27 protein-coding genes and 1 pseudogene are annotated in these 26,099 nt (G+C 73.0%); 22 read left to right on the forward strand and 6 right to left on the reverse strand.

The annotated features are described in order from the left end of the window. Nucleotides 1-55: 55 nt before the first annotated feature. The 14 genes from ACFCZ1_RS08045 to ACFCZ1_RS08110 all read left to right on the forward strand — a co-directional run bounded on the left by ACFCZ1_RS08045 (nt 56) and on the right by ACFCZ1_RS08110 (nt 12,656). On the forward strand, nt 56-1,840 hold the full coding sequence (locus ACFCZ1_RS08045; protein ID WP_376677544.1) for a nickel-dependent hydrogenase large subunit: 1,785 nt from the start codon (nt 56-58) through the stop codon (nt 1,838-1,840). Further along, the gene (locus ACFCZ1_RS08050) at nt 1,837-2,361 is read left to right on the forward strand and encodes a hypothetical protein (protein ID WP_376677545.1); all 525 of its coding nucleotides are present in this window, start codon (nt 1,837-1,839) and stop codon (nt 2,359-2,361) included. The genes ACFCZ1_RS08045 and ACFCZ1_RS08050 overlap by 4 nt, the downstream gene beginning before the upstream one ends. Further along, nucleotides 2,358-3,008: a DUF5947 family protein gene (locus ACFCZ1_RS08055; RefSeq protein WP_376677546.1), complete on the forward strand. Its 651-nt coding sequence runs from the start codon at nt 2,358-2,360 to the stop codon at nt 3,006-3,008. The genes ACFCZ1_RS08050 and ACFCZ1_RS08055 overlap by 4 nt, the downstream gene beginning before the upstream one ends. Beyond that, nucleotides 3,005-3,709, forward strand: coding sequence for a DUF6084 family protein (locus ACFCZ1_RS08060; protein ID WP_376677547.1), 705 nt, complete (start codon nt 3,005-3,007; stop codon nt 3,707-3,709). The genes ACFCZ1_RS08055 and ACFCZ1_RS08060 overlap by 4 nt, the downstream gene beginning before the upstream one ends. Next, nucleotides 3,706-5,154: a hypothetical protein gene (locus tag ACFCZ1_RS08065; RefSeq protein WP_376677548.1), complete on the forward strand. Its 1,449-nt coding sequence runs from the start codon at nt 3,706-3,708 to the stop codon at nt 5,152-5,154. Before ACFCZ1_RS08060 ends, ACFCZ1_RS08065 begins: the two co-directional genes overlap by 4 nt. Next, complete coding sequence (locus ACFCZ1_RS08070) at nt 5,151-5,741, forward strand: hydrogenase maturation protease (protein ID WP_376677549.1); 591 nt, start codon at nt 5,151-5,153, stop codon at nt 5,739-5,741. The genes ACFCZ1_RS08065 and ACFCZ1_RS08070 overlap by 4 nt, the downstream gene beginning before the upstream one ends. Beyond that, a complete protein-coding gene (locus tag ACFCZ1_RS08075) occupies nt 5,738-5,842 on the forward strand; it encodes a DUF6893 family small protein (protein WP_376677550.1) in 105 nt (34 codons plus the stop codon). Before ACFCZ1_RS08070 ends, ACFCZ1_RS08075 begins: the two co-directional genes overlap by 4 nt. Nucleotides 5,843-5,955: 113 nt before the next feature. Further along, nucleotides 5,956-6,351 carry a hydrogenase maturation nickel metallochaperone HypA gene (locus tag ACFCZ1_RS08080; RefSeq protein ID WP_376677551.1) on the forward strand — a complete coding sequence of 132 codons (396 nt, stop codon included), beginning with the start codon at nt 5,956-5,958 and terminating at the stop codon, nt 6,349-6,351. A 3-nt stretch (nt 6,352-6,354) separates the two neighbouring features. After that, on the forward strand, nt 6,355-7,170 hold the full coding sequence (gene hypB / locus ACFCZ1_RS08085; protein ID WP_376677552.1) for a hydrogenase nickel incorporation protein HypB: 816 nt from the start codon (nt 6,355-6,357) through the stop codon (nt 7,168-7,170). Further along, nucleotides 7,170-9,566 (forward strand): carbamoyltransferase HypF, encoded by a 2,397-nt coding sequence (gene hypF, locus ACFCZ1_RS08090; protein ID WP_376677553.1) that lies wholly within the window; start codon nt 7,170-7,172, stop codon nt 9,564-9,566. The genes hypB and hypF overlap by 1 nt, the downstream gene beginning before the upstream one ends. A 14-nt stretch (nt 9,567-9,580) precedes the next feature. After that, nucleotides 9,581-9,985, forward strand: a complete 405-nt coding sequence (locus tag ACFCZ1_RS08095) for a HypC/HybG/HupF family hydrogenase formation chaperone (RefSeq protein WP_376677554.1) — start codon at nt 9,581-9,583, stop codon at nt 9,983-9,985. After that, complete coding sequence (gene hypD, locus ACFCZ1_RS08100; RefSeq protein WP_376677555.1) at nt 9,982-11,118, forward strand: hydrogenase formation protein HypD; 1,137 nt, start codon at nt 9,982-9,984, stop codon at nt 11,116-11,118. The genes ACFCZ1_RS08095 and hypD overlap by 4 nt, the downstream gene beginning before the upstream one ends. Before the next feature lie 169 nt (nt 11,119-11,287). Continuing rightward, entirely contained in the window at nt 11,288-12,277 is a 990-nt protein-coding gene (gene hypE / locus ACFCZ1_RS08105) for a hydrogenase expression/formation protein HypE (RefSeq protein WP_376677704.1), read from the forward strand. 130 nt (nt 12,278-12,407) lie between these two features. Then, nucleotides 12,408-12,656, forward strand: a complete 249-nt coding sequence (locus ACFCZ1_RS08110) for a DUF6158 family protein (RefSeq protein ID WP_376677556.1) — start codon at nt 12,408-12,410, stop codon at nt 12,654-12,656. Between the two features lie 343 nt (nt 12,657-12,999). On the opposite strand, the gene ACFCZ1_RS08115 is transcribed toward ACFCZ1_RS08110, so the two are convergent. After that, a complete protein-coding gene (locus ACFCZ1_RS08115; protein ID WP_376677557.1) occupies nt 13,000-13,827 on the reverse strand; it encodes a DUF2182 domain-containing protein in 828 nt (275 codons plus the stop codon). A gap of 199 nt (nt 13,828-14,026) precedes the next feature. Between ACFCZ1_RS08115 and ACFCZ1_RS08120 the strand changes: the two genes are divergently transcribed. Continuing rightward, nucleotides 14,027-14,680 (forward strand): DUF1326 domain-containing protein, encoded by a 654-nt coding sequence (locus tag ACFCZ1_RS08120; protein WP_376677558.1) that lies wholly within the window; start codon nt 14,027-14,029, stop codon nt 14,678-14,680. A gap of 219 nt (nt 14,681-14,899) precedes the next feature. Here the strand turns inward: ACFCZ1_RS08120 and ACFCZ1_RS08125 are convergent, their stop codons facing one another. After that, complete coding sequence (locus tag ACFCZ1_RS08125; protein ID WP_376677559.1) at nt 14,900-15,400, reverse strand: DUF6328 family protein; 501 nt, start codon at nt 15,398-15,400, stop codon at nt 14,900-14,902. A 53-nt stretch (nt 15,401-15,453) separates the two neighbouring features. On the opposite strand from ACFCZ1_RS08125, the gene ACFCZ1_RS08130 reads away from it, so the two are divergent. The 3 genes and pseudogenes from ACFCZ1_RS08130 to ACFCZ1_RS08140 all read left to right on the forward strand — a co-directional run bounded on the left by ACFCZ1_RS08130 (nt 15,454) and on the right by ACFCZ1_RS08140 (nt 17,488). Then, nucleotides 15,454-15,957: a TetR/AcrR family transcriptional regulator gene (locus ACFCZ1_RS08130; protein WP_376677560.1), complete on the forward strand. Its 504-nt coding sequence runs from the start codon at nt 15,454-15,456 to the stop codon at nt 15,955-15,957. A gap of 147 nt (nt 15,958-16,104) precedes the next feature. Beyond that, nucleotides 16,105-16,536, forward strand: a pseudogene (locus ACFCZ1_RS08135) (MFS transporter); the annotation flags it as partial. 61 nt (nt 16,537-16,597) lie between these two features. Next, complete coding sequence (locus ACFCZ1_RS08140) at nt 16,598-17,488, forward strand: hypothetical protein (RefSeq protein ID WP_376677561.1); 891 nt, start codon at nt 16,598-16,600, stop codon at nt 17,486-17,488. Here ACFCZ1_RS08140 and ACFCZ1_RS08145 read toward each other — a convergent pair. After that, complete coding sequence (locus ACFCZ1_RS08145) at nt 17,451-18,830, reverse strand: tetratricopeptide repeat protein (protein ID WP_376677562.1); 1,380 nt, start codon at nt 18,828-18,830, stop codon at nt 17,451-17,453. The two genes, ACFCZ1_RS08140 and ACFCZ1_RS08145, sit on opposite strands and share 38 nt — an antisense overlap. Nucleotides 18,831-18,969: 139 nt before the next feature. Here ACFCZ1_RS08145 and ACFCZ1_RS08150 point away from each other — a divergent pair, with 139 nt between their 5' ends. Next, nucleotides 18,970-20,364, forward strand: a complete 1,395-nt coding sequence (locus ACFCZ1_RS08150) for a M64 family metallopeptidase (protein WP_376677563.1) — start codon at nt 18,970-18,972, stop codon at nt 20,362-20,364. Nucleotides 20,365-20,395: 31 nt separating this feature from the next. Here the strand turns inward: ACFCZ1_RS08150 and ACFCZ1_RS08155 are convergent, their stop codons facing one another. Together ACFCZ1_RS08155 and ACFCZ1_RS08160 are read right to left on the reverse strand one after the other, a co-directional pair. Then, on the reverse strand, nt 20,396-21,238 hold the full coding sequence (locus ACFCZ1_RS08155) for a DUF1206 domain-containing protein (RefSeq protein ID WP_376677564.1): 843 nt from the start codon (nt 21,236-21,238) through the stop codon (nt 20,396-20,398). A 335-nt stretch (nt 21,239-21,573) separates the two neighbouring features. Further along, on the reverse strand, nt 21,574-21,762 hold the full coding sequence (locus ACFCZ1_RS08160) for a DUF6381 family protein (RefSeq protein WP_328929341.1): 189 nt from the start codon (nt 21,760-21,762) through the stop codon (nt 21,574-21,576). A gap of 168 nt (nt 21,763-21,930) precedes the next feature. Between ACFCZ1_RS08160 and ACFCZ1_RS08165 the strand changes: the two genes are divergently transcribed. Next, nucleotides 21,931-22,776: a class II glutamine amidotransferase gene (locus tag ACFCZ1_RS08165; RefSeq protein ID WP_376677565.1), complete on the forward strand. Its 846-nt coding sequence runs from the start codon at nt 21,931-21,933 to the stop codon at nt 22,774-22,776. Between the two features lie 45 nt (nt 22,777-22,821). On the opposite strand, the gene ACFCZ1_RS08170 is transcribed toward ACFCZ1_RS08165, so the two are convergent. Beyond that, nucleotides 22,822-23,568 (reverse strand): VOC family protein, encoded by a 747-nt coding sequence (locus tag ACFCZ1_RS08170; protein ID WP_376677705.1) that lies wholly within the window; start codon nt 23,566-23,568, stop codon nt 22,822-22,824. A gap of 261 nt (nt 23,569-23,829) precedes the next feature. On the opposite strand from ACFCZ1_RS08170, the gene ACFCZ1_RS08175 reads away from it, so the two are divergent. Together ACFCZ1_RS08175 and ACFCZ1_RS08180 are read left to right on the forward strand one after the other, a co-directional pair. Further along, complete coding sequence (locus tag ACFCZ1_RS08175; RefSeq protein ID WP_376677566.1) at nt 23,830-24,816, forward strand: isopenicillin N synthase family dioxygenase; 987 nt, start codon at nt 23,830-23,832, stop codon at nt 24,814-24,816. 81 nt (nt 24,817-24,897) lie between these two features. After that, entirely contained in the window at nt 24,898-26,094 is a 1,197-nt protein-coding gene (locus ACFCZ1_RS08180) for an alpha/beta hydrolase family protein (RefSeq protein WP_376677567.1), read from the forward strand. Nucleotides 26,095-26,099: the final 5 nt, after the last annotated feature.

Raw genomic sequence — 26,099 nt, forward strand, 5'->3', positions numbered from 1 at the left:
CAGGTCCCCACACCGCCCACGAACTCCGTACAGAAGAAGGGTCACGGCAGACACGATGGCACCGAAGACGAAGGCGGCCGGTGACGGCAGCGGCCTGGTGGAGATGGCCTGGGATCCGATCACCCGGATCGTAGGCAGCCTGGGCATCCACACGAAGATCGACTTCAAGCAGAAGCGGGTCGCGGAGTGCTACAGCACCTCGTCGGTCTTCCGCGGCTACAGCGTCTTCATGCGCGGCAAGGACCCCCGCGACGCGCACTTCATCACCAGCCGCATCTGCGGGATCTGCGGCGACAACCACGCCACCTGCTCCGTGTACACGCAGAACATGGCCTACGGGGTGAAGCCGCCCAACCTTGCCGAGTGGATCATCAACCTGGGCGAGTCGGCGGAGTACATGTTCGACCACAACATCTTCCAGGAGAACCTGGTCGGGGTCGACTACTGCGAGAAGATGGTCCGCGAGACCAACCCCGGGGTCCTGGAGCTCGCCGAGCGCACCCAGGCCCCGCACGCCGGCGACCACGGCTACCGCACCATCGCCGACATCATGCGCTCCCTCAACCCCATCGAGGGCGAGTTCTACCGCGAGGCCCTCCAGGTCAGCCGCTACACCCGCGAGATGTTCTGCCTGATGGAGGGCCGCCACGTGCACCCCTCCACGCTCTACCCGGGCGGCGTCGGCACCATCGCCTCCGTCCAGCTCTTCACGGACTACATGAGCCGCCTCATGCGCTACGTGGAGTTCATGAAGAAGGTGGTGCCGCTCCACGACGACCTGTTCGACTTCTTCTACGAGGCCCTGCCCGGGTACGAGGAGGTCGGCCGGCGCCGCGTGCTGCTCGGCTGCTGGGGCGCGCTCAACGACCCCGAGTACTGCGACTTCACCTACGCCAACATGTCCGACTGGGGACGGAAGATGTTCGTCACCCCCGGCGTGGTCGTCGACGGCAAGCTGGTCACCAACGACCTCACCGAGATCAACCTCGGTATCCGCATCCTGCTCGGCAGCTCGTACTACGACGACTGGGCGGGCCAGGAGCAGTTCGTCACGCACGACCCGCTCGGCAACCCCGTGGACCCCCGCCACCCGTGGAACCAGCACACCATCCCCGCCCCGCAGAAGCGGAACTTCGACGACAAGTACAGCTGGGTGATGTCACCCCGCTGGTTCGACGGCAAGGACCACCTCGCACTCGACACCGGCGGCGGCCCCATCGCGCGCCTGTGGTCCACGGCGCTGTCCGGGCTCGTCGACGTCGGCTACGTCAAGGCCACCGGGCACAGCGTGGTCATCAACCTGCCGAAGACGATGACCAAGCCCGAGACGCGCTTCGAGTGGCAGATCCCGAAGTGGAGCAACGCCCTGGAGCGCAACCGCGCCCGCACCTACTTCCAGGCGTACGCCGCCGCCATCGCCCTGCACTGCGCCGAGAAGGGCCTCGCCGAGGTCCGCGCCGGACGCACCCAGACCTGGGAGAAGTTCGAGGTGCCCGACGAGTCCATCGGCGTCGGCTTCACCGAGGCGGTACGGGGCGTGCTCTCGCACCACATGGTGATCCGCGACGGCAAGATCGCCAACTACCACCCCTACCCGCCGACCCCGTGGAACGCCAGCACCCGCGACACCTTCGGCACGCCCGGACCGTACGAGGACGCCGTCCAGAACACCCCGATCTTCGAGGAGAACACCCCGGAGAACTTCAAGGGGATCGACATCATGCGCGCCGTGCGCAGCTTCGACCCCTGTCTGCCGTGCGGAGTCCACATGTACGTGGGCGGCGGCAAGACGGTGAAGTCGATGCACGTGCCCACCGGTCTGAGCGGACTGGGCGGATGAGCGCGGCCGTAGACGCCCGGCTGGCCGGGCAGCGGGTCGAGGAGGTGCTCGACCGGCTGGCCGCCACCGGCGACCGGGCGGCCTGCGAGGCCGCCGAGGAGCTCGTGCGCGTGCTCATGGACTTCTACGGCGCCGGCCTCGCCCGGATCGTCGAGCGGCTCGGGGACGGCCCGCTCTCCGGAGCGCTGGACGACGAACTGGTGGCGAGCCTGCTCTCGCTGCACGGTCTGCACCCCGAGGACGTCCACACGCGGATCGCACGCGCCCTGGACGCCGCGGACGACTCCGTGGAACTGCTCGGCTTCGAGGAGACCACCGGCGTGCTGCGGCTGCGTCCCCGGGCCGCCGCCACCGGATGCGGCTGCGGCAGCGGACCGGACACCGTCCGGCGGACGCTGGAGGACACCCTGGTGTGCTTCGCCCCGGAGGTGACCGGAGTGGAGATGGAGCCCGCCGCCGACCCGGGGCCGCCCCTGCTCCAGATCGGCGTCCGGCCGCACACCCCGGTCCGGGTGCCGTGACGGGGCCCGGAGCCGCGACGGACCTCCGGCGCGGCCTGCGCCGGTTCGCGGGCCCCCGCCCGCCCCGGCCGGAGCGGTGCGAACTCTGCGCGGCGGCGGTGCCCGAGGACGGCCACCGCCACCTGGTGGAGACCGAGCAGCGGGCGCTCGTCTGCGCCTGCACCGCCTGCGCCCTGCTGTTCGACCGGCCGGGCGCGGCCACCGGGCGCTACCGCGCCGTCCCCGACCGCTACCTCGCCGACCCCGGCCACCGGCTCGACGAGGGCGCCTGGGAACGGCTCCAGATCCCGGTCTCCGTGGCGTTCTTCTTCCGCAACGCGGCCCTCGACCGGCTGGTCGCCCTCTACCCGAGCCCGGCCGGAGCCACCGAGAGCGAACTCGACCCCGCGACCTGGGAATCCGTACTGGGCGCGAGCCGGCTGTCCGAGCTGCTCGAACCCGACGTGGAGGCGCTGCTGCTGCGCCGCTCGGAGGGACGCACCACCTGCCATCTGGTGCCGATCGACATCTGCTACGAGCTGGTGGGGCGGATGCGGCTGCTGTGGCAGGGCTTCGACGGCGGCGCGGAAGCGCGGGCCGCGCTGGACGCCTTCTTCGCGCAGGTGGAGCGGCGGGCCCGGGTCGTGGCGGCGGACGGAGTCCGATGACGGACCTCGCCTTCACCTGCACCGGCGTGCGCGCCGACGCCTACGCGGCCGGTCCCACCCTCGTCTTCCGGCTGCGGATCACCGCGGCCGGGGACACCCGGGTGCACGCCCTCGCCCTGCGCTGCCAGATCCGCATCGAACCGGCCCGCCGGAGCTACGGTCCCGGGGAGGCCGAGGGCCTCGCCGACCTGTTCGGCGAGCGCGCCCGGTGGGGCACCACCCTGCAGCCCGTGCAGTTCGCCCAGGTCGCCCTCATGGTGCCCGGCTTCACCGGGGAGACCGAGACCGACCTGGTCGTGCCCTGCACCTACGACATGGACATCGCGGCGACCCGGTACTTCGACGCCCTGGAGGACGGGGAGGCGCCCCTGCTGATGCTGTTCTCCGGGACCGCCTTCACCGGCGCCGGAGGCTTCCACGTCGAGCCCGTGCCCTGGGACCGCGAAGCCCCGTACCGAATGCCGGTGACCGTCTGGCGCGACATGATCGAGCAGCACTTCCCGGGCTGCGGCTGGCTGCGGCTGCCCCGGGACACCATGGCCGAACTGCTCGCCTTCCGCTCGCGGCACGCCCTCGCCTCCTGGGAGTCGACCGTACGGGCCCTGCTCGACGCGGCCGCTCCCGCCCAGCCGCCCCCACCGCCGGCGTCGGTCCGGTTCGGCTCCGTACCGCCCCGCGTCACCGAGAGGACCGCGACATGACCACGACGGCCACGACGGCCGCGACGGCCGCGGCGGACTCCCGCTTCGCCACCGCCCGGCAGGTGGCCGACGCCGTCCTCTTCGAGGGGTACGTGCTCTATCCGTACCGTGCCTCGGCCGCCAAGAACCGGCTGCGCTGGCAGTTCGGCGTCCTGGTACCGCCCGCGTGGGGACAGGCCCACGACGAGCACGCGCATCAGCAGACCGAGATCCTGATGGAGCCCAGGGGCGAGGCGAGCCTCTCCGTGGAGCTGCGCTTCCTGCACGCCCGGCGTCGTACCGTCGAGCAGGCGCGGGACGACGGCACCTTCACGGAGGTCGCCGAACTCCACCTGGACGACCGCGTCCTCGTCCCCTGGGACGAGGGCACCGAGGAGCGCGTCGAGCTGTCCGCGACCACGGCCGAACTGGCGGGCGAGGGCATCACCCTGCCGTTCCGCCGCCCCGCCCGCGAGGACACCGAGAGCGTCCTCGACGCCCAGGGCCGCACCGTGGGCCGCCTGGTGCGGCGCAGCGCGGAGATCGTCGGTGTCGTGCGGCTGCGGGCCGCCGAAGTGCAGGTCCCCTACCGCGTGTTCAAGCTCACCGCGGTCGTGGAGAACGCCAGCCCCTGGACACCGGAACCCGGTTCGGACGACCGCGAAGCGGCCCTGCCCCGCTCGCTGGTCGCCGCCCACCTCCTGCTCGGCCTGGACTCCGGATCCTTCCTGTCCATGACCGACCCGCCCGAGTGGGCCAAGGGGGCCGTCGCCTCCTGCGCCAACCGGCACACCTGGCCCGTACTGGCCGGCGAGCCCGGCCGCGGCGACGTGGTCCTGTCCTCCCCGATCATCCTGGAGGACCACCCGGCCATCGCCCCCGAGAGCGCCGGCGCCATGTACGACGCCACCGAGATCGACGAGATCCTCGCCCTGCGCACGGCCGCCCTGACCGAGCAGGAGAAGCGCGAGGCGCGCGGTACGGACGCCCGTGCCGCCGCCGTGATCGACCTGGCCGACTCCATGCCCCCCGAGGTGCTGGAGCGGCTGCACGGGGCGGTCCGCGCCCTGCGGGAGATCACCGACCCGGGCGCGGCGCCGCCGGAAGGCCCCGAACTGATCACTGAACTCCCCGAGGAGGAGGCGGTGTTCAGGCCGGACACGCCCTGGTGGGACCCGGCCCGGGACGACACCGCCGACCCGGCCCGCGACCGGATCGCGATCGACGGCGTCCCGGTCGGCGTGGGCAGCCGCGTCCTGCTCCGCCCGGGCCTGCGCCGCACCGACGCCCAGGACCTGTTCCTCCAGGGCATGGCCGCACGGGTCGAGGCGGTCCTGCACGACGTCGACGGGGGAGTGCACCTCGCCGTGACCGTCGAGGACGACCCGGGCGCGGACATCCGCCGCGAGCAGGGCAGGTTCCTCTACTTCCAGCCCGACGAGCTCACCCCCCTGGAGGACGCGTGAGGGGCAGAACGCTGGTCGCGGGCATCGGCAACGTCTTCCTCGGCGACGACGGCTTCGGCGTCGAGGCCGTGCGCGGGCTGTCCGCGCAGCCGCTCCCGGACGAGGTCGAGGTGGTGGACTTCGGCGTGCGCGGAGTCCACCTCGCCTACCAGCTCCTCGACGGCTACGACACGCTGGTCCTCGTCGACGCCACCGCACGCGGCGGCGACCCCGGCACGCTCTACCTCATCGAGGCCGACGCCGACGGGACGGCCCCGCCGGGCGGCGCCGTCCTCGACGGCCACCACATGTCCCCCGACGCCGTCCTCGCGCTGCTGGACACCCTGTGCGCCGGTACCGGAAGCACCCCGCCCCGGCGGACCCTGGTCGTCGGCTGCGAGCCCGCCTCGATCGAGGAGGGCATCTGCCTGAGCGAACCAGTGGCCGCGGCGGTGCCGCGGGCCGTCCACATGGTTTTGGACCTGCTCCGGACCGGGGCCGGTACCGGGACCGGGACCGAGACCGCCAGTCAGACTGCCGCTTCGACCGGATCCCCGACCGGATCCGAAGCCGCCATGCCTCCCCGAGAACTGAGGAGTACCCCGTGAACAAGGCCCTCATCGGCGGCGCGACCGCCGTCGTCCTGGTCGTCGTACTGACGCAGGTCCTCCCCGACATCAGGCGCTACCTGCGCATGGTCCGGATGTGAGGTCCCGCCCGCCCCGGCGCCCGAATGGCGTACGGGGCGTGGCGCGCGTCGGCGTGCCCGACCGCACCGTCCCCGTCCTGCCGGTGTAATGAGCCCCGGCAGGACGGAGTCCTATGCACGAGATGTCGATCGCCACGGCCGTCGTCGGCCAGGTGGAAGAGGCGGCCAGGGCCGGCGGCGCGAGCGTCGTCACCACGGTCCGGCTCCAGGTCGGGGAGTTGGCGGGAGTGGTCCCCGACGCGCTGGCCTTCTGTTTCGAACTGGCCTGTGCCGGAACGGTACTCGAAGGCGCCGGACTCGTCACCGAGACGGTCGGGGCCCGCGCCCGCTGCGGCGCGTGCGCACGCGAGTGGCCGACCGGCATGCCCCCCGACCTGTGCTGCCCCGGCTGCGCGCGGGCCGCGGACGTGGAGCTGCTCTCCGGCCGTGAGCTGCAGATCGTCAGCGTGGACTGGGAGGACGGCCCCGCCTGTGCCCGTACCCGCGAACCGATCTCCGAGGAGGCCTGAACCATGTGCCGAGTGGTCGATCTACGGCAGGCGGTGCTCGCCAAGAACGACGAGGCGGCCGGCACCCTGCGCGCCGAACTCACCGCACGCGGAACCGCGGTCGTCAACATGCTCTCCAGCCCGGGCAGCGGGAAGACCGCGCTGCTGGAGCGCGAACTGCTGCTCGCCCGGGAGCGGGGGGTGCCGGTGGCCGCGCTGACCGCCGACCTCGCCACCGAGAACGACGCGGTACGGCTGGCCCGCTCCGGCGTACCGGTCAAGCAGGTACTGACCGACGGGCTGTGCCACCTGGAGGCGGGGATGCTCGGCCGGCACCTGGACGGGTGGCTGCCCGAGGACACCCGGATCCTGTTCGTGGAGAACGTCGGCAATCTCGTCTGCCCGGCCTCCTACGACCTGGGCGAGTCCCTGCGCGTGGTCCTCGCCTCGGTCACCGAGGGCGAGGACAAGCCGTTGAAGTATCCGACCGCCTTCGGACTGGCCCAGCTCGTGGTGGTGACCAAGACCGACATCGCGGAGGCGGTCGGGTTCGACGAGGCGGCCTTCCGCGCGAACGTCCAGCGGGTCAACCCCGGTGTGGAGGTGGCGCTGACGTCCGCCCGCGCGGGGGAGGGCGTGGGCGTGCTGCTCGACCGGGCGCTGGCGGTCGGCGCCGGCGCCGGGGCGCACACGCCGGTCATGGCGCGCGATCCGCACGCACACGGGCACGGACACAGGCACGATCACGATCACGATCACGGACAGGATCACGATCACGGCGACGGGTCCGGGTCCGGGCAGCAGCACGGGACCCCGCAGTCCGTGGTGCAGACCCGCTGATGGAGGCCGTCCAGCGCCGCCGGATCATCATCCGGGGCGTGGTCCAGGGCGTCGGCTTCCGTCCGTACGTGTACACCCGCGCCACCGGGCTCGGCCTCGCCGGGCACGTCACCAACACCCCCGACGGCGTCGTCGCGGAGGTCGAGGGCGCGGCGGCGGCGGTCTCGGAGTTCTGCGAACGGCTCGCGGCGGACGCGCCGCCGCTGGCCGTGGTGGACGCCGTCGAGCACTGCGAGGTGCCCGTGGCCGGCGGCGCCGGGTTCACCATCGTCGCCTCCCGGACCGGCGGCCCCGCCCGCACGCTGGTCTCCCCGGACGTGGCCACCTGCGCGGACTGCCTCGCCGAGCTCGCCGATCCGGCCGACCGCCGCCACCGTCACCCCTTCATCACCTGCACGCACTGCGGGCCGCGCTTCACGATCGTCACCGGGCTGCCCTACGACCGCTCCCACACCACCATGGCCGGCTTTCCGATGTGCGCCGACTGCGCCCGCGAGTACACCGACCCCGCCGACCGCCGCTTCCACGCCCAGCCGGTCGCCTGCCCGGCCTGCGGGCCCCGGCTGCGCCTCCTCGCCGGACACCCGCCCCGCGAGGTGACCGGTACCGACCCGGTCGCCGGGGCCCGACGGCTGCTGGCCGACGGGGCGATCCTCGCGGTGAAGGGACTCGGCGGCTACCACCTCGCCTGCGACGCCACCCACGCCCGCGCCGTGGCGGAGCTGCGCCGCCGCAAGGACCGCGGGGACAAGCCGTTCGCGCTCATGGCCCGGGAGCCCGCCGACATCGAGCCCCTCGTCCACGTCGGCCCGGAGGAACGGGCCCTGCTCACCGGCGCGGTCCGGCCGATCGTGCTGCTGCGCCGCCGGGCCGGCGGCGCGCCGTGCGCCCTGGACGCGCTGGCGGACGCGGTGGCCCCGCGCTGCCCCGACCTCGGCGTGATGCTCCCGTACACGCCCGTGCACCACCTGCTGCTCGGACTGCCCGGCGACCCGCCGGGCCCCCGCCTGCTTGTCATGACCAGCGGGAACCTCTCCGGCGAGCCCATCGTCACCGACGACGACGAGGCCCTGGACCGCCTCGCCCACCTGGCCGACGCCTGGCTCATGCACGACCGACCGATCCACGTGCCGTGCGACGACTCGGTCGTGCGCGTCTGCGACGGGGAGCCACTGACCGTACGGCGCTCCCGAGGCCACGCCCCGCTGCCCGTGCCGCTCCCGCTGCCGGTCCCGGCGACCCTCGCCGTCGGGGGAGACCTGAAGAACACCTTCTGCCTCGGCGAGGGCCGCCGGGCCTGGCTGTCCGCGCACATCGGCGACATGGACGACCTCGCCACGCAGCACGCCTTCGAACGGGCCGAGCGGCAACTGGAGTCCATCACCGGCGTCACGCCGGCCCTGCTCGCCGCCGACCGGCACCCCGGCTACCGCTCCGGACAGTGGGCCCGACGCGCCGCCGCCGGCCGGCCCCTCGTCCGCGTGCAGCACCACCACGCGCACGTAGTGTCCGCGATGGCCGAACACGGCCGGGGCGGCGACCGGAAGGTCATCGGCGTCGCCTTCGACGGCACCGGGTACGGCGACGACGGCGCGGTCTGGGGCGGCGAGTTCCTCCTGGCCGACTACGCCGGGTACACGCGCTTCGCCCACCTCGGCTACGTCCCCCTGCCGGGGGCGGACGCCGCCGTGCACCGCCCGTACCGCATGGCCCTGTCCCATCTGCGCGCCGCGGGCATCGACTGGGCGCCGGACCTGCCCTGTGTCGCCGCCTGTCCGCCCGACGAACTACGCGTCCTACGAGCCCAGTTGGAGCGCAACCTGAACTGCGCGCCCACCTCCAGCATGGGCCGGCTCTTCGATGCCGTCTCCTCCCTGGCGGGAGTGTGCCACCGCTCCGGTTACGAGGCGCAGGCCGCGATCGAGCTGGAGTCCGCGGCGCTCGCCGCCTCCGGTGCGGACGCCGGACCCGCGTACGCCTTCGGCCTGCGCCTGCCCGGGGACGGCGACCACGGCGCGACCGTCGCCCCCGTCACCGTCGCCCCCGTCACCGTCGCCCCCGTCACCGCCGACCCGGCGCCCGTCCTCGCCGCCGTCGTGGCCGACGTACGGGCGGGCGTGCCCACGGCGGTGATCGCCCACCGCTTCCACGCCTCCGTGGCCGCCCTCGTCGGTGAGCTCTGCGGGCTGGCCCGCGAGCGGCACGGCCTGGACACCGTCGCCCTCAGCGGCGGCGTCTTCGCCAACACCCTGCTCTCGTCGGCGAGCGCCCGCACCCTGCGCGAGCAGGGCTTCACCGTCCTGCGCCACACCCGCGTCCCGCCGAACGACGGCGGACTGTCCCTCGGCCAGCTCGTGGTGGCGGCAGCGGTCCACCCCACGGAACACCACCCCTAGAGAAGGAGAAGCCCATGTGCCTGGCAGTACCCGGCCGAGTGCTTGACATCGGGGAGAGGGACGGCACCCGCATGGCGACCGTCGACTTCGGCGGCGTGCAGAAGGAGGTCTGCCTGGAGTACCTGCCGGACCTCCAGGTCGGTGAGTACGCCATCGTCCACGTGGGATTCGCCCTTCAGCGCCTCGACGAGGAGTCGGCCAAGCAGACCCTCGAACTCTTCGCCCAACTCGGCATGCTGCAGGAGGAGTTCGGCGACCCCTGGGAGGCGGCCGCGGCGGCCGGTGGCGCCCCCTGGCCCTTCGCCGACGACCCGGACGGCCCGGAAGGCCCGGACGGACCGGAGGGCCCGGACGGCCTCGCGGTTCCGGCCGGAGCGGCACCGCACGGAGAGGTCCGGCAGGAGGAGGTCCGCAAGTGAAGTACATCGACGAGTTCCAGGACCCCGAGCTCGCCCGCCGGCTGCTCGACGACATCCACGCCACCGTGACCCGCCCCTGGGCCCTGATGGAGGTCTGCGGCGGTCAGACGCACACCATCATCCGGCACGGCATCGACCAGCTGCTCCCGGAGCAGGTGGAGCTGATCCACGGCCCTGGCTGCCCGGTGTGCGTCACCCCGCTGGAAGTCATCGACAAGGCCCTGGAGATCGCCTCCCGTCCGGACGTGATCTTCTGTTCCTTCGGCGACATGCTGCGCGTCCCCGGCACCGGCCGCGACCTCTTCCAGGTGCGCAGCGAGGGAGGTGACGTACGGGTCGTCTACTCCCCGCTCGACGCGCTGCGGATCGCGCAGGACAACCCGGGGCGCGAGGTGGTGTTCTTCGGCATCGGCTTCGAGACCACCGCGCCGCCCAACGCGATGACGGTGTACCAGGCGAAGAAGCTGGGCATCCGCAACTTCAGCCTGCTGGTCTCGCACGTCCGCGTCCCCCCGGCCATCGAGGCGATCATGCGCTCGCCCAGCTGCCGGGTCCAGGGCTTCCTCGCGGCCGGCCACGTGTGCAGTGTGATGGGCGTGGGCGAGTACCCCGAGCTGGCGGCCCGACACCGCGTCCCGATCGTCGTGACCGGCTTCGAGCCGCTGGACATCCTCGAAGGCGTCCGCCGGGTCGTACGGCAGCTGGAACGCGGCGAGCACACCGTCGACAACGCCTACGCCCGCGCCGTGCGCCCGGAGGGGAACCCGGCGGCCCTGGCCATGCTGCAGGACGTCTTCGAGGTCACCGACCGGGCCTGGCGCGGCATCGGCGTCATCCCGGACAGCGGCTGGCGGCTGTCGCCGCGCTACCGGGAGTACGACGCCGAGCACCGCTTCTCGGTGACCGGGATCAACACCCGGGAGCCGGCGGAGTGCCGCAGCGGCGAAGTGCTCCAGGGGCTGATCAAACCGCACGAGTGCGAGGCCTTCGGCACGCTGTGCACCCCGCGCAGCCCGCTCGGCGCCACGATGGTCTCCAGCGAGGGCGCATGCGCCGCGTACTACCTGTACCGCCGGCTGGAGCTCGCTCCCGCCACGACCGCCGTATCGCCGGAGGCGAGCCCCGTTGCCTGACACAGCACTGCCTGAGACAGCACTGCCCGAGACCGCACTGCCCGCCACCGTCCGGCCCGACAGCACCCGGCCCGAGATCGTCCGGCCCGGGACCACCCGGCCCGGGGCCCCTCTCGACATCACCGGCTGGACCTGCCCGGCCCCCCTGCGCGACCGGCCCCGCGTGGTGATGGGCCACGGCGGCGGCGGCGCGCTCTCGGCCGAACTCGTCGAGCACCTCTTCGCCCCCGCGTTCGGGGGTGAGGTACTGGCCCAGCTCGGGGACTCCGCCGCCCTCTCGCTCGGCGGAGTCCGGCTGGCCTTCTCCACCGACTCCTACGTCGTGCGGCCGCTGTTCTTCCCCGGCGGCAGCATCGGCGATCTGGCGGTCAACGGCACGGTCAACGACCTGGCCATGAGCGGAGCCCAAGCCGCCTACCTGTCCTGCGGGTTCATCCTCGAAGAGGGCGTCGAGGTCTCCGTCGTGGCGCGGGTGGCCGAAGCCCTGGGAGCCGCCGCGCGTGCGGCCGGGGTGGAGGTGGCGACCGGCGACACCAAGGTCGTCGAGTCGGGCCACGGCGACGGCGTCTACATCAACACGGCGGGCATCGGGCTGATCCCCGACGGCGTGGACCTGCGGCCCCAGCGCGTCGTCCCCGGCGACGTGGTGATCGTCAGCGGCGAGATCGGCCTCCACGGGGTGGCGATCATGAGCGTGCGGGAGGGCCTGGAGTTCGGCGTGGACGTCGAGAGCGACTGCGCGGCCCTGGGCGGTCTCGTACGGTCGATGCTCGCCGTCACCCCGGACCTGCACGTCCTGCGCGACCCCACCCGCGGTGGTCTGGCCGCCTCCCTCAACGAGATCGCGGCCGCCTCCGGCACCGGCGTCGTCATCCACGAGGGCCGAGTCCCGGTCCCCGCCGCCGTGGGCAACGCCTGCGCGATCCTCGGCCTCGACCCGCTCTACGTGGCCAACGAGGGCAAGCTGGTGGCCTTCGTTCCGCGCGAGCACGCGGACGCGGTGCTCGACGCCATGCGCGCCCACCCGCTGGGCCGCCACGCGGCGGTGATCGGCGAGGCGGTCAGCGCCCACCCCGGCCTCGTCGTGGCCCGTACGGGCCTCGGCGGCACCCGGGTGGTCGACCTGCCGATCGGGGAGCAACTGCCGCGCATCTGCTGAGCCGCCCCGGGCAGGAGCGGGGAATACCGGAAACCCGTCGGCCGGGCCGCGGGGCGTGCCGCGGGAGATGATGGAGGCGGAGGGCCGCTTCTGCGAGGGCCGACCCGAGCGCGGAGGAGGTGTGCGTGCCATGACGGAGCACGACGGCGGTCCGTCGGCGCGGAATCTGGAGGAAGGCCGACTGCTCAAGGAGCTGGAGGCCATCCACCGCACGCGCCACGAGACCCTGCTGCACGGGTCGGACGACGCCCTGGTCACCCATACGCAGCGGATGAACGAGCTGGAGCGCGAGTACGTACGCCGCCACCCGCAGCGGGCCCAGACCGCCGGGCGGACCCGCTCGGGCGCCCGGGCCCGCGCGACCGGCGACAGGGCTTAGTGCCGTACCGGCAAGGTCCACCGGGGCGCGGCCTCCGGCACGGCACTCGCCGCGTTGTCGGACCGCGCCGGTACGTCCCGTGCGGGCGCGGTCCTCCGCCTTGCGGTGCGCCGCAGCTGGGGGACCCTCCCGGCGGTAGCCGGGGGAACGCCGCGACCCGGCACACCTTCCCCGGCCAGCACTGGGAGTGTTGTCCGGGCAGGTTGGTGACACGGCACGCGTTCGACGGTGATGCCCACGGACGCGAACCAGCCGGTCGCCCGCCGCAGGAAGGCGGCGCGATACTGTTCGCGGCGCAGCCACAGGACCTGTTCCTCGACCGCGGCGGCGGTTCTGAGACGGTCTAGGGACCGAGCATCTCCGTCATGGGCGACTGCGGCGGGATCAGGCCCGGCAGCAGCCAGGGCTGGAAGAGGCTCAGTACCGCGAGTACGAGGAAGGCGGCCCCGACGACCTGCGAGAAGACGGGGCCCAGCCGCCAGAGCTTCTCCACGAAGATCACCACGGCCACCGCGGCCATCGCCAGGACGTTCATGACGCCCAGCGGGACGAGCACGACCATCAGCCCCCAGCAGCAGCCCACGCAGTACGCCCCGTGGTGCGCCCCGACCCGCAGATCGCGGGCCCGGGGCCGGAAGCCCGCGTAGCGCACGAGCTGGCCCATCGGGCTCCGGCAGTGCCGCAGGCAGAGGTCCTTCCACGGGCCGAACTGGTACAGCCCGGCGACCAGGAAGGCCCCGGCGCCGATCCAGCGCCCGGCGCCCGGGTGCTCGTCCACCAGGGCCCCGGTCCCGGCGAGGAGCCCGTAGGCGATCAGGCCGAAGGCCGTCCAGGCCAGCAGGTACCCGCCGACGAACTGGGCGGTGCGAGCCACCCGCACGACTCCCGTGGGCGACTGGCGCCCGATGGCCCGCGCCCAGGTGACGGCCACCGGGGCCACCGACGGGAACATCATGGCGATCATCATGACCAGCCACAGCAGCAGGAACAGCGGGACCCCCATGCCCATGGTTCCCGGCTCGACCCCCATGTCACGGGCCTGGTCGACCACCAGCACCCAGGCGAGGAGGGCGATCGACGCCATCACGGACCAGGCGAACGCGAGCTGCCGCGCCGACAGCAGATTCGCCGGACGCAGAGGGGGTGACAGGGCCTTCCGGTCGAGGCGCACATCTCCAGCACATCACGGCGGACCTGCGCGTGCGCGCGGGAACGCGTGTACGTGGAAAACACCTCCTCCGGGTGACCCCTGCGGTGGGACAATCGGGGTGCATACCCGTACGACCCGGGCGTGGGCCGGCGATGGTTCCCGGGGGCTCTGCCGTCCTCCCGAGACCGACGTCCCGGCACGGTCACGAGGAGGCAGGGAGATGTCCGAGACGACGGCGACCGTTCCCCGGTGGCACGCGGCGGGCGACTGGTTCGACACCTGCAAGTGCAACGTGCCCTGCCCCTGCTCGTTCGCACAGCTGCCCACCCACGGCGATTGCGACGGCATCCTGGCCTGGCACATCCGCGAGGGCCGTTACGGTGACGTACGGCTGGACGGCCTGAACGTGCTGATGGTGGCCTCGTTCGTCGGCAACATCTGGGCCGAGCACACGGACACGTACGCCGCGGTCTTCGTCGACGAGCGCGCCGACGACCCCCAGCGCGAGGCGCTTCAGATGATCTTCGGTGGGCAGGCGGGCAGTTGGCCGGCCCAGATGGTGAGCATGATGGGCGCCGAAATGCGCGGCATGGAGTTCGCCCCCATCGAGGTCGAGGTCGCCGGCGACCTCGCGAGCTGGCGGGCCGTGGTACCGGGCCGGGTCGAGGCGAGCGCGGTCGCGCTCACGGGACCCACGACCCCGGAGGGTGCGCGCGTCCAGTCGACCAACCTGCCGGGTGCGGAGACCGGACCGGGCCAGGTCGCGACCTGGGGCCGCTCGACGATGGACCGCGCCGACGCCCACGGCTTCCTCTGGAGCCGCGAAGGCCGGTCCAGCAAGCACATCACCTTCGACTGGACCGGGCCCGACTAGCCAGCCCGACTGGCCAGGTCGTCTCTTTCGGACACGCCGCGACGCCGCGAGGCGCGGTGCCTGGGGGCGCCTCCCAGCGATAGCCGGGGGAGCGTCGCGGGTCAGGCAGATCCGGAAGAGACGGCCCAGGTGTATTGCCCCGGTGAACCTCGCCGGTCGCAGCACTGGCTCCGCCCGGGGCCGGGCGGAGCGGGCAGGGCGGGCGGGGCGTGCCGGGCGTCAGCCCGTGCTCGTGTAGCGGCTGCGTGCCCACAGCGGCAGGACGAACCAGCACAGCAGGTACCAGGCCAGCACGCCGGCCACCAGCCACGGGACGACGGTGCTGTCCGTGGCCACCCGCAGGACCAGGAAGAGCGCGGTGGTGAGGGTGGCCAGCAGCAGGACGAGGCCCGCGAAGGTGAGCCGTGAGGCCCAGACGACGGCCTGGGGCTTGATGCGGCGGCCCGACACGATGCGGTGGAAGGCGACCGGACCGATGAGTGCGCCGGTCGCCAGGGACCCGAGGACGACGGTGACGATGTAGACCGTCTTCTCCGTCTGGGCCAGGCCCTGGAAATGCGGGGTGAACACCACCGTCAGGAGGAAGCCGAAGAGGATCTGCACGCCTGTCTGGGCGACCCGGATCTCCTGCACCAGCTCCTGCCACTGCCGGTCAGCGCGTTCCTGTTCGGTTTCGTTCCTGCCGTCGCCCCGTTCGGCGTCGTGGCCGTCGTCGCGCATGCGCTCTCCCGATCGATGTGCCCCTGGGGCTCCTACCCGGGGCGGTGGGCCCCATGCAGATCGCGGCCGGGATCGGGACGAGCCGTGCCACGCTCAGCCGCCGTTACGCGACCCGCGAGGCGCTGTTGAAGGCCGTCGCGGTGCGGGCGATCCAGGTGGTCGACGAGTGTCTGACCCCGGCCGACCTGCCGGAGGCGGCCGACGGCGCCGCCTTCGACGCGGCGCTGGAGGATTTGGTCCTCGCCCTGATGCCCGCGGCGCACCTGTACGGCTTCACGTCGCGGGACGCCACCGTGCTCGCCGACCCCGAGTTCCGGGCGGGCGTCCACCGGCAGGACCGGCGGGCGCTGGCCTTCCTCGCGCTGGGCCAGCGGCTCGGGAGGCTGCGCGGAGACCTGCCGCCGTACTGGATCTGGTACTCGCTCTGGGGTCTGCTCGACGCTGCCGCCGAGGGCGTCCGCGACGGGCACCTCGCCCCCCGGCAGATCGGGCACCTGGTCCTGACGTCCTTCCTGAGCGGGGCGCACACCGCGCCCCCGCCCTCCGCGCACCCCTGATCGGACTCTCATGCACACCCCCGCGCAGGACCCCAGCCGGTGGATCGTCCTGGCGATCCTCTCCGGCAGCCTCCTGCTCATCTCCATGGACACCACGATCCTCAACGTGGCCTTCCCTCGCTATTCGGCGACCTCCAGCCGTCCGCCGTGCAGCAGCTGTGGATCATCGACGTCTACGCCCTCGCCCTGTCCGGCCTGCTGGTCACCGCCGGCGCGCTCGGGGACCGCTGGGGCCGCAAGCGGCTGCTCATGGCGGGCTTCGGCATCTTCTCGCTCGCCTCGCTCATGGCCGTCCTGTCCACCGAGGCCTGGCACGTCATCGCGGCCCGCGCCCTCCTCGGCGTCGGCGGCGCGGCCATCATGCCCGCCACCCTGTCGATCCTGCGCGGCGTCTTCACCGACGCCAGGGAGCGCGCCTTCGCGCTCGCCGTCTGGGCGGCCGTCTTCGGCGGCGGCATGGCCTTCGGTCCGGTCGTCGGCGGGCTGCTGGTCCAGGACTACGGCTGGCACTCCGCCTTCCTCCTCAACCTCCCCGTCGCTGCCGTGATCACGGCGACCGGGCTGCGCTACCTCCCCGAATCACGCGCCTGGCGCAGCACCGGCGCGTGGGACTGGTGGGGCGTCGGCCAGTCCATCGCGCATGCTCGCCCTCGCCGGAGGCATCAAGCAGCTCGGCAAGAGCGGCGTCGGCGACCCGCTGCCCTGGGCGCTGCTCCTGCTCGCCGCGGTGGCGCTGACCGTCTTCGTGCGCCGCCAGCTGCGCGTGGACAACCCGCTGCTCCAGGTACGGCTCTTCGCCAAGCCCGCCTTCAGCGTCGCGGCCACCGCGATCTTCCTGCCCATGGTGGGCATGGGCGCGATCCTGTTCCTGGTCACCCAGTGGTTCCAGTACGGCCAGGGCTACCCGCCGCTGGAGGCCGGCCTGCGGCTGCTGCCCGCGCCGCTCGCCCTGATCTGCGCCTCGATGGCGGCCCCCGCCCTGATGCAGCGGTTCGCGATCCGGCACGTGCTGGGCGCGGGGCTGGTCGTCCTGGCCGCGGGCATGGCCGTGCCCTGGACCCTCCAGCAGTTCACCGAACTCGGCTACCCCGCCTTCGCCGCAGCCCTGACCGTCATGGGCCTCGGCGCCGGCACGGCGACCACGGTCGCCTCGGTCACGCTGATCGCCGCGGCGCCCGCGGACGAGGTCTCCAGCGCCGCCGCCATCGAGGAGACCTGCTACGAACTGGGCTCGGCCATGGGTGTCGCCGTCCTCGGCTCGACCGCCGCCGCGCTCTACCGGGACAACCTGCCCGCCCTCGACCTGGACGGCCCGAGCAGCGCCGCCGTCCGGGACTCCGTGGGCGAGGCCGCCCACACCGCCGAGCGGCTGGGAGGCGCCGTCGGCCGGGCACTGCTCGACACCGCCTCGCAGGCCTACACCCACGCGATCACCCCGGCGTTCCTCATGGCCGGCGGTCTCGCGGTCGCCGCCGCGGTGACGACCTGGGCGCTCATTCCGCGCGATCTCCAGCCCACCGGGAACCACTGACCCGCTCCGCCCGGAACGCGGGCGCGACGGGCGCCGGGCCCAGGGTCGTGGTGCCCGGCGCCGCCCGGTGGCCCAGGCCCGTGCGGTAGGCGTCCAAGGCGGCTTCCGTCCGTCCGGTCCGGCGCAGCAGGTCGCCCAGCATCCGGCACAGATCGGCCAGGTCGCCCGTGGCCCCGCTGCGCTCCAGCAGCGCCAGCGCCTGCACGTAGTGCTCCTCGGCGGACTCGGGCTCGCCGCGCTCCTCGGCCATCAGGCCGAGGAGCCGGTGTGCTCCGCCCGCGTGCACGGCGCCGTGGCTGTCACCGAGCTCCAGTAGCGCCGACAGCAGCTGCGCGGCCTCCGCGTACCGGCCGAGCCGGCGCAGTACGTCGGCCAGCTCCACCTCCACCTGCGCCGTGTACAGGGCGGCGCGCCGGGCCGACAGCATCTGCCTGGCCGTACGCAACTCCCGCTCGGCCGAATCGAGTTCGCCGTTCTGGGCCTGTACGTAACCGCGCATCCAGTGGCAGTGCGCCAGATCGGTCCGCAGCCGCAGCTGCCCGTAGATCACCTGGGCCTTGGCGAGGGAAGCGTCGGCGTCGGCCACGCGCCCCTCGGTGAGGAACGTCCGCGCCACCTGCCGGTGCATCCCCGCCACCAGCGCCGGATCGGTGACCTGCGGGGCCAGTGCGAGGGCGAGCTCGGCCGCGTGGGCGGCCCGGGCGTGGGCGCCCATGTCGATGTACGGCCCGATCACCGCCGCGTAGAGCAGGACCAGCGCCTCGGGGTCGGCCAGTCCGCTCGTGTTCAGCTCGTCGATGGTGGATTCCAGCAGGTAGCAGGCGTAGCGCAGTTCTCCGGCGAGCAGGTGCGCGACGGCGCGGCCACGGATGGGGCGGGCGCGTCGGGGCAGCGGCTCATCGGCCAGCAGCCGCTCGGCCGCTTCGAAGTGACGGATCGCGTCGGGCAGTTCACCGGATTCCAGGGCGCAGTCGCCCAGTCCGAGCAGCGCCTCCGCCTGCTCGGGGACCAGGGCGAGTTCTTCCGCTTCGTCGAGCAGCCGCCGGTAGCGGACGGCGGCCTCGTCGGCGGCGCCGGTCGCGAGCGTCTGCTGGGCCTCGGCGAGGGCGAGCCGTACTTCGGTGGCCAAGTGGGCGGGGCGGCCGGTGGCCAGCTCTTCGTACGTGGTGCCCAGGCGCCCGGCGAGGAAGCGCAGCGCGGTCTCGGAGGGGCGGACCCTGCCCGACTCCAGTGTGGAGATGTAGGCAGGCGTGTAGTTGGGCTCGGCCAACTGTCTCTGCGTCAGGCCGAGTTCGCCGCGCATGCGCTGAACCCTGCTGCCGATTGCGGCCGGTTCGTCCATGGATTCCCCCTGGTTGTGCGGACTCCCAAGTATTCAGGGGGAACAGGCCATTGCGCACGCCCCGCGCGCCACCTAATTTAAGCAACCGATTCAACAGGCTTATCTCGATGCTTAACTTCCTTTCCAGGGGGATGACTTCATGCGTCAAGCCAGACATCAGGCCGGCCGTCCAGCCGTCCGTGCCGCTCTGCGCGGAGCCGTCGCGGCGGCCTGTGCCACCGCCGTGCTGATGGCCGCCGGGCCCGCGCGCGGAGCCGACGCGCCGGTGAAGGCCGGGGTGGGGGCCGGGGCGGGGGCGGCCGGGGTGGAGGTCGAGATACCGGGGCCGGAGCACGGAGGTGACGCGGGATCCGGCCACACCCGTGTCCCGGCCGCCGGCGCCCCGGCGAAGAGCGCGGGCGGCCTCTCCGCCGCCGAGCGGGCGGCCGACGGCGAGGTCGCCAAGATGATCGACAACGGTTCCACGGCCGACCGGCTCGACGTCGTCGTCATCGGCGACGGCTACACGGCCGCCGAACTGGAACGCTTCCACACCGACGCCCGGCAGAAGTGGGACGAGGTGACGGCCGTCGAGCCGTACACCACCTACCGGAACCTCTTCAACGTGTGGACCGTCGACGCCGTCTCCCGCGAGTCCGGGGTCTCCGGAGACCCGGACGCCGCCACCGTCCGCGACACCGCCCTCGGTTCGCACTTCTGGTGCGAGGACATCGAGCGGCTGCTCTGCATCGACCAGCCCAAGGTCGACGCGTACGTGGCCAAGGCGCCGGCCGCCGACCTGGTCATCGTGCTGGCCAACAGCGCCAAGTACGGCGGAGCCGGCTACAACGAGCGCAGCACCACCCTCGGCTACGAGGGGATCTCGACCGCCTCGGCCGGACACGCGAAGTCCGGCCAGGTCGCCATCCACGAGACCGGCCACTCGCTCGGCAAGCTCGCCGACGAGTACTTCTACCCGGGCGTCCCGGACTACGAGAAGTACACCGGTTCCGAGCCCGGCGAGTCCAACAGCTCCACCCTGGCCGCCGGCCCGATGGCCGGACAGCGGGCGAAGTGGTACCGCTGGCTCGGCGAGCCGTCCCCGGACGGCGGCACGGTCGGCACGTACGAGGGCGGCGGCTACTACGTCTCCGGCCTGTACCGTCCCACGGACAACTCGATCATGCGGGTACTCGGCAAGCCCTTCAATCTTCCCGGTGTCGAGGCGATGATCGGCGGCTTCTACCAGCACGCCAAGACCGTCACGCCGCTCACCCCGACCGACCGCACCCTGCGGGTGCGCCACACCGCGAAGGCGGCCGTGCCGGAGCTGGCAGGTGCGGACGGGCGCCGGCTCGTGGTCAGGTGGTACCTGGACGGCAGGGAGCTGAAGAGGTTCGAGGGCCGGACCGAGGTGGCGGTGGCCGACCTGTGGCTGTTCGACTTCCGCACGCACCGGCTGTCGGTCACCGCGGAGGACCGCACCCCCGCGGTGCGCGACCCCGGGATCGCCCGCACCCTGCGCTCCACCGCGCAGTGGACGGTCCGGCTCTGAACCACCGCGTCGTCATCGCGGTCAGGCTCCCTCAGACCCGGCGCCAGACGGCCAACGCCCAGGAGAACAGCCCGAACAGCACGAGCCCGGCGGCGACCACCACGAGGAGCCAGGGTCCCGCCGGGGTCTGCGTGAAAGTGCGGAGGGTGTCGTCGACGCCCTTCGCCTGCGCCGGGTCGTAGCGGACCGCGGCGTACACGACGAAGGCGCCGGCCGCGGCGAACACGGCACCGCGGGCCACGCCACCGGTGACCCCGAGGAACTCGACCGCGTTGCGGACCGCCTCGGGCGTCCGGTCCATCGCCAGGTGTTCGCGGAACGTGCGCCGGGCCGCCTGCACGGCGATCACGACGCCCCCGACGGCGATCGCCGCACCGGCCGCGCCGACCCACCACGGCCCGCCGGGCAGCTCCATCGCCCGGGCCGTCATGTCGCGCGACTGCTCGTCGCCGGACGGCTGGCCGCCGGACCCGGCCGCGAAGGACAGCACCGAGAACGCGGCGGCTCCGTAGAAGACGGTCCGCGCCGCCGACGCCAGTCGCTTGCCGGCCTTGTCGCCGTCGGAGCCGGCCGCGCCGAACACCGCCTCGGACAGCCGCCACAGCATCATGCACACCAGGCCGATGCCGACGGCCCACACGAGGACCCCGCCGAGGGGCTTCCCCGCGAGTTCCTGCAAGGCCCCCTTGCGGTCCGCCTCCTGCCCGCCGTCACCGAACGCCACCCGGACGGCGAGCACGCCGACGAGCATGTACAGCACACCGCGGGTCACCAGCCCGCACCGGGCGAGGACCTCTCGGCCCGTGCCGCCCCGGGCGGCGGTCCGTACGCCTTCGCGTCGTACACCTGCGCGTGTCTCTTCGCCACTCGTCATGACACGCGGCTACCCGGACCCGGCCGCCCCATGCCCGTGGTGCGGCGGTACGGCGGAGCCGTCCAGGACCGGACCGAGGCCCGGCTCGGACCCCCGTCGTCCAGCCCGGCCCGGTGGGCAGCCCGGTGGACGCCCCGCCCCCGCCCGGTTCGCCGCCCTCTTCCGCGGGCACGACGCGGTCGCCGCCCCGGCCGCAGCCTCGCCCGGCGCCGCGGCCGGGTCCACCACGTCACCCGGTACGTGCCGGCGGGCGCCCGGGACCGCGCCGGCCGGTGTCCGCGGCGACGGGGGATCGCGGCGGCCACCGGCCGGTGTGCCCGGTTACCGGGGACGGGCTACATGGGGTCCATGCCCCGGTCGTCCATCCGGCTCTCCTGCTGGCTCTGCTCCATGAGGCGGCGGGCCTTGTCGCGCAGGCGCTGTCGTTCCTCCGCGTCCTGCGAACGGTCCGCCGCTTCGTTCAGCTCCTGTGCCTTGGCGCGCATCTGCTGGGACCGGCCGCGGGACTCGCCTGAAACGCTCATCGATCGCTCCTTGGATCTGTGGGGGAGAGCGGGCGGATCCAGCGAACCAGCAGCGCTCCGCCCCCGCATCTCGAACGGTCACCGAGCGTGACCCGTACGGACGACCAGGCGCGCCCCGTCCCGCCCACTGGCTTAGGCTCGGACCAGGCTGAAAAGGGGATGGTGTCCATGTGTCGCTGGCTCGCCTACTCGGGTTCGCCCCTGACGCTCGACGCGGTGCTCTACCGTCCGGAACACTCGCTCATCAACCAGAGCCTCCACGCGCGCATGGGAGTGGAGTCGACCAACGGTGACGGCTTCGGCATCGGCTGGTACAGCGCGGACGGCACCGGTGACGGCACGCCCGCCGTCTTCCGGGACATCGCACCGGCGTGGAACAACCGCAACCTGCGCGAGCTGGCCGCCCACGTGCGCTCGCCGCTCTTCTTCGCGCACGTCCGGGCTTCCACGGGATCGGCGATCCAGCAGACCAACTGCCACCCCTTCCGGCACGGACGGTGGCTGTGGATGCACAACGGGGCGATCATGGACTTCCAGCGTTTGCAGCGGGACCTGTGCATGGCCGTGGACCCGGCCCTCTTCCCCTCCATCGAAGGCTCCACGGACTCCGAGGTGATGTTCTACCTCGCGGTCACCTACGGCCTCGACCAGGACGTGCCGGGCGCGGTCGCGCGGATGGCCGGCCTGGTCGAGCGGCTCGGCAAGGAGCACGGTGTGCCCGACCCGCTCCAGATGACGGTGGCGGTGAGCGACGGCGAGCGGCTGTGGGCGTTCCGCTATTCCAGCGAGGGGCTGTCGCGATCGCTGTTCTACAGCAGCAAGGCCGACACCGTCCGCCACCTCCACCCCGAGCTGGACTTCCTCAGCGAGGTCTCCGACGCGACCCGTCTCGTGGTCTCCGAGCCGCTGGGCAATCTCCCCGGGATGTGGAACGAACTGCCCGAGGCGAGCTACACCGTGATCCCCGCCGTCAACGGAGAGGACTACCTCCCCTTCGTCCCGGAGCTCCCCTGAGGGCACCGTGACCCGTGGCCGACCCGTGGCGGACCCGTGGCGACGTCAGCCCGGGCCCGCCTCCAATGACGTCGTCAGGGTGAACAGCGCTCCGTCGGGGTCACGCAGCGCCACCCACCGCTCCGTGGCGTTCGACGTGATGTCCGAGACGGTGCGCCCGCCCAGTGACTCGGCGGCCTCGATGGCGGGGCCGAGCGCGGGGACGCGGAAGTGCACGTGCCAGCGCGGCCTGGTGTGCGGGGAGTAGGAGGCGAGCTCGACCGGACCGCTGTTGAGGCGGGCGACGGGCTCGCCGCCCTGCCGCAGCACGACCTGGTCCTCCTCGTACGAGACCTCGCAGCAGCCGGAGCGGCCGGTGGCCCACTCCAGCACCGCGCCGTAGAAGATCGCCGCGTCGAAGGCGTTCCTGGTCCGCAGCTCCAGCCAGGCCGGCGCGCGGCCCTTCCCCACCCGCCAGTGGGCGGAGACGGAGCCCTGCCAGATGCCGAAGACGGCGCCGTCGGGGTCGGCGGCGAGCGCCGCGCGGCCGCCGGAGACGAAGGAGACCGGGCCGACCGCGATGGTGCCGGTGCGCTCCCGGATCCGGTCCACCGCCGCATCGGCGTCGTCGACGGCGAAGTACGGGGTCCACGCCACGGCGACTCCCAGGTCGGAGGCGAGCGCTCCGATGCCCGCCACCGGAACGCCGTCCAGCTCGGCGACGGAGAAGGCGTCGCCGAGGCGGGCGCGCCGGAACCTCCAGCCCGCGACCGCGGCGTAGAAACGCTGCGCCGTCTCCAGGTCGCGGGCCATCAGGCTCACCCAGCACGGAGCTCCGAAGACCTCCTTGGTCGAAATCTCCACGACGTGCTCCGTCCCTCATGAGCTCCCGGCCTTATGGTCCCATTCTGGTCCTTTTCCGGATGCTCTACGCGGTCACCGTCGCCGGTGTCGGCCGTCACCACCGGTAAGCGTGATGCTCCGGCGTCCTCGCGGCGGAGGCGGAGCCCGGGCGATAGCCTCTGATCCGGACGCCCCCGCAGGCTCGGAACAGGCTCGGAAGGCAGGTCTCCCGTGGTGCAATCCCAGGTTCCCGTGATCGATCTCGGGCCGTGGCGGTCCGGCGGACCCGACGCCCGCGCGCGTACGGCGGCCCGCGTCGACGAAGCGCTGAGGGTGGCGGGCTTCCTGCTGGTGACCGGCCACGGGGTGGACCCCGCGCTGCCCGCCCGGATCCGGGAGGCGGCACGCGGGTTCTTCCGGCTGCCCGCCCCGGTGAAGGCCCCCTACGCGGTCGCCGTCGGCGGCCGGGGGTGGCTCGGCCCGGGCGCCGAGGCCAACAGCTACGCGGAAGGAACGGCATCGCCGCCCGACCTGAAGGAGTCCTGGTCCTGGGCCGCGGACGACCCCACCGGTGTGCCCGGAGTGGACGCCGAGTGGTTCCGTCCCAACACCTGGCCGGCTCAGGCGCCCGCACTGCGGCCGCTGGTGACCGAGTACCTGAGCCTGATGCGGGCCCTCTCCGACGAGTTGCTGGAACTGCTCGCCACCGCCCTCGGCCTCGACGAGGATCACTTCACCCGCCACACCTCCCACCCCACCTGGGGGTTCAACCTCAACTGGTACCCGGGCACCGAGGTGGTCGGGCGGCCGCGGCCCGGCCAGTTCCGCATCGGGGCGCACACCGACTTCGGCACGGTCACGATCCTCGACCGCCAGCAGGGCGCGGGCGGGCTGCAGATCCACACCGACGCCGACGGCTGGCAGGACGCCCCGTACGACCCGGCCGCGCTCACGGTCAACATCGGTGACCTGATGGCCCGTTGGACGGGGGACCGGTGGCGCGCGGGCCGCCACCGCGTACTGCCGCCGCCCGCCGACGCGCCCACCGAGGAGCTGATCTCGCTGGTCTACTTCTACGAGTGCGATCCGCACACCCGAGTGGAGTCGCTGCCCGCCCCCGTCGGGCGCGTGGTGCACGACCCGGTCGATTCCCACACGTACCTGCGGGAGAAGCTCCGCGCCATCAGCGTCACCGCGGCGACTACGACTTCCGGGTGAGCCGGGCCCTTCCCAGGTGGGAGGGGAGCCTCCTCCTGTGCGTTGACGATCCGGCAGGTCCCGCTGAGTAGGTTCGCAATTATGAACCTCGCAGCCGTGAACCTCGCAGCCGTGAACCGACGCCGGGCGGCTTCCGCCGCCGTCTTACTCGCCCTGCTCCTGCCGTTCCCGCTCGCCGCCGCGGGCACCTCGGCCGCCGCCGATTCCCCGTCCGCGGCGGCCGAGACCCGTCGTACCACGGTGGAACTCCCGCGCCCCACCGGCCGTTTCTCCGTGGGACAGGAGACGCTGCACCTCGTGGACCGCAGCCGGACCGACCCCTGGGCCCGGTCCGGGCCGCGCGAGCTGATGGTGACCATGCGCTATCCGGCGCAGCGCGGCAGCGGCGGTCCCGTGCGCTACCTCACCCGCGAGGAGGCCCGGCTGCTGCTGGTCGACCAGGGGCTGGACGGGGCGATCCCGGTCGAGACCCTGGCCGGCACGGCGGCCCACTCCCGGTCCCACGCCCGTCCCGTCGCGGGGCGCTATCCGCTGATCGTGCTCTCTCCGGGCTTCACCGTCCCGCGCGCCACCCTCACCGCGCTCGCCGAGGACCTCGCCTCGCGCGGCTACGTCGTCGCCGCGGTCGACCACGCGTACGAGAGCGCGGGGACCGCCTTCCCCGGCGGGCGCGTGCTGGAGTGCCTGGCCTGCGAGAAGGTCGAGTCGGCGGGCGGCATGCAAGCGGTCAGCGACACCCGCGCCCGCGACGTGTCCTTCCTCCTGGACCGGCTCACCGGACGAGACCCGGCCTGGCGCCACGCCGGCCTCATCGACGCGAGCCGCATCGCGATGGCGGGCCACTCCATCGGCGGCGCGTCGGCGGCCGCCGCGATGGCGGCCGACCCCAGGGTGCGCGCCGGGGTCAACATGGACGGCGGACTCGCGACGCCCGTCCCACAGGCCGGGCTCGGCGGCCGCCCCTTCATGCTGCTCGGCGCGCAGGGCCGGAGCCCCGGCGGCAATCCGAGCTGGGACCGCGACTGGCCGAAGCTCGACGGCTGGAAGCGCTGGATCACCTTCGCGGACTCCGGCCACTTCACCTTCAGCGACTTCCCGGTGATCGGCGACCGGCTGGGGATCCCCTCACCCGAGGCCCCGCTGTCCGGCGCCCGCTCGGTCGAGCTGACCCGGCGCTACGTCGGAGCCTTCTTCGACCAGCACCTGGGGGGTACGCCCCAGCCCGTCCTGGACGGCCCCGCCGCCGACGCGCCGGAGGTCCGCTTCCACACCCCGTGAGCCGC

This window comes from Streptomyces sp. NPDC056224 (assembly GCF_042267665.1).
In the GTDB taxonomy this organism is placed as follows: domain Bacteria; phylum Actinomycetota; class Actinomycetes; order Streptomycetales; family Streptomycetaceae; genus Streptomyces.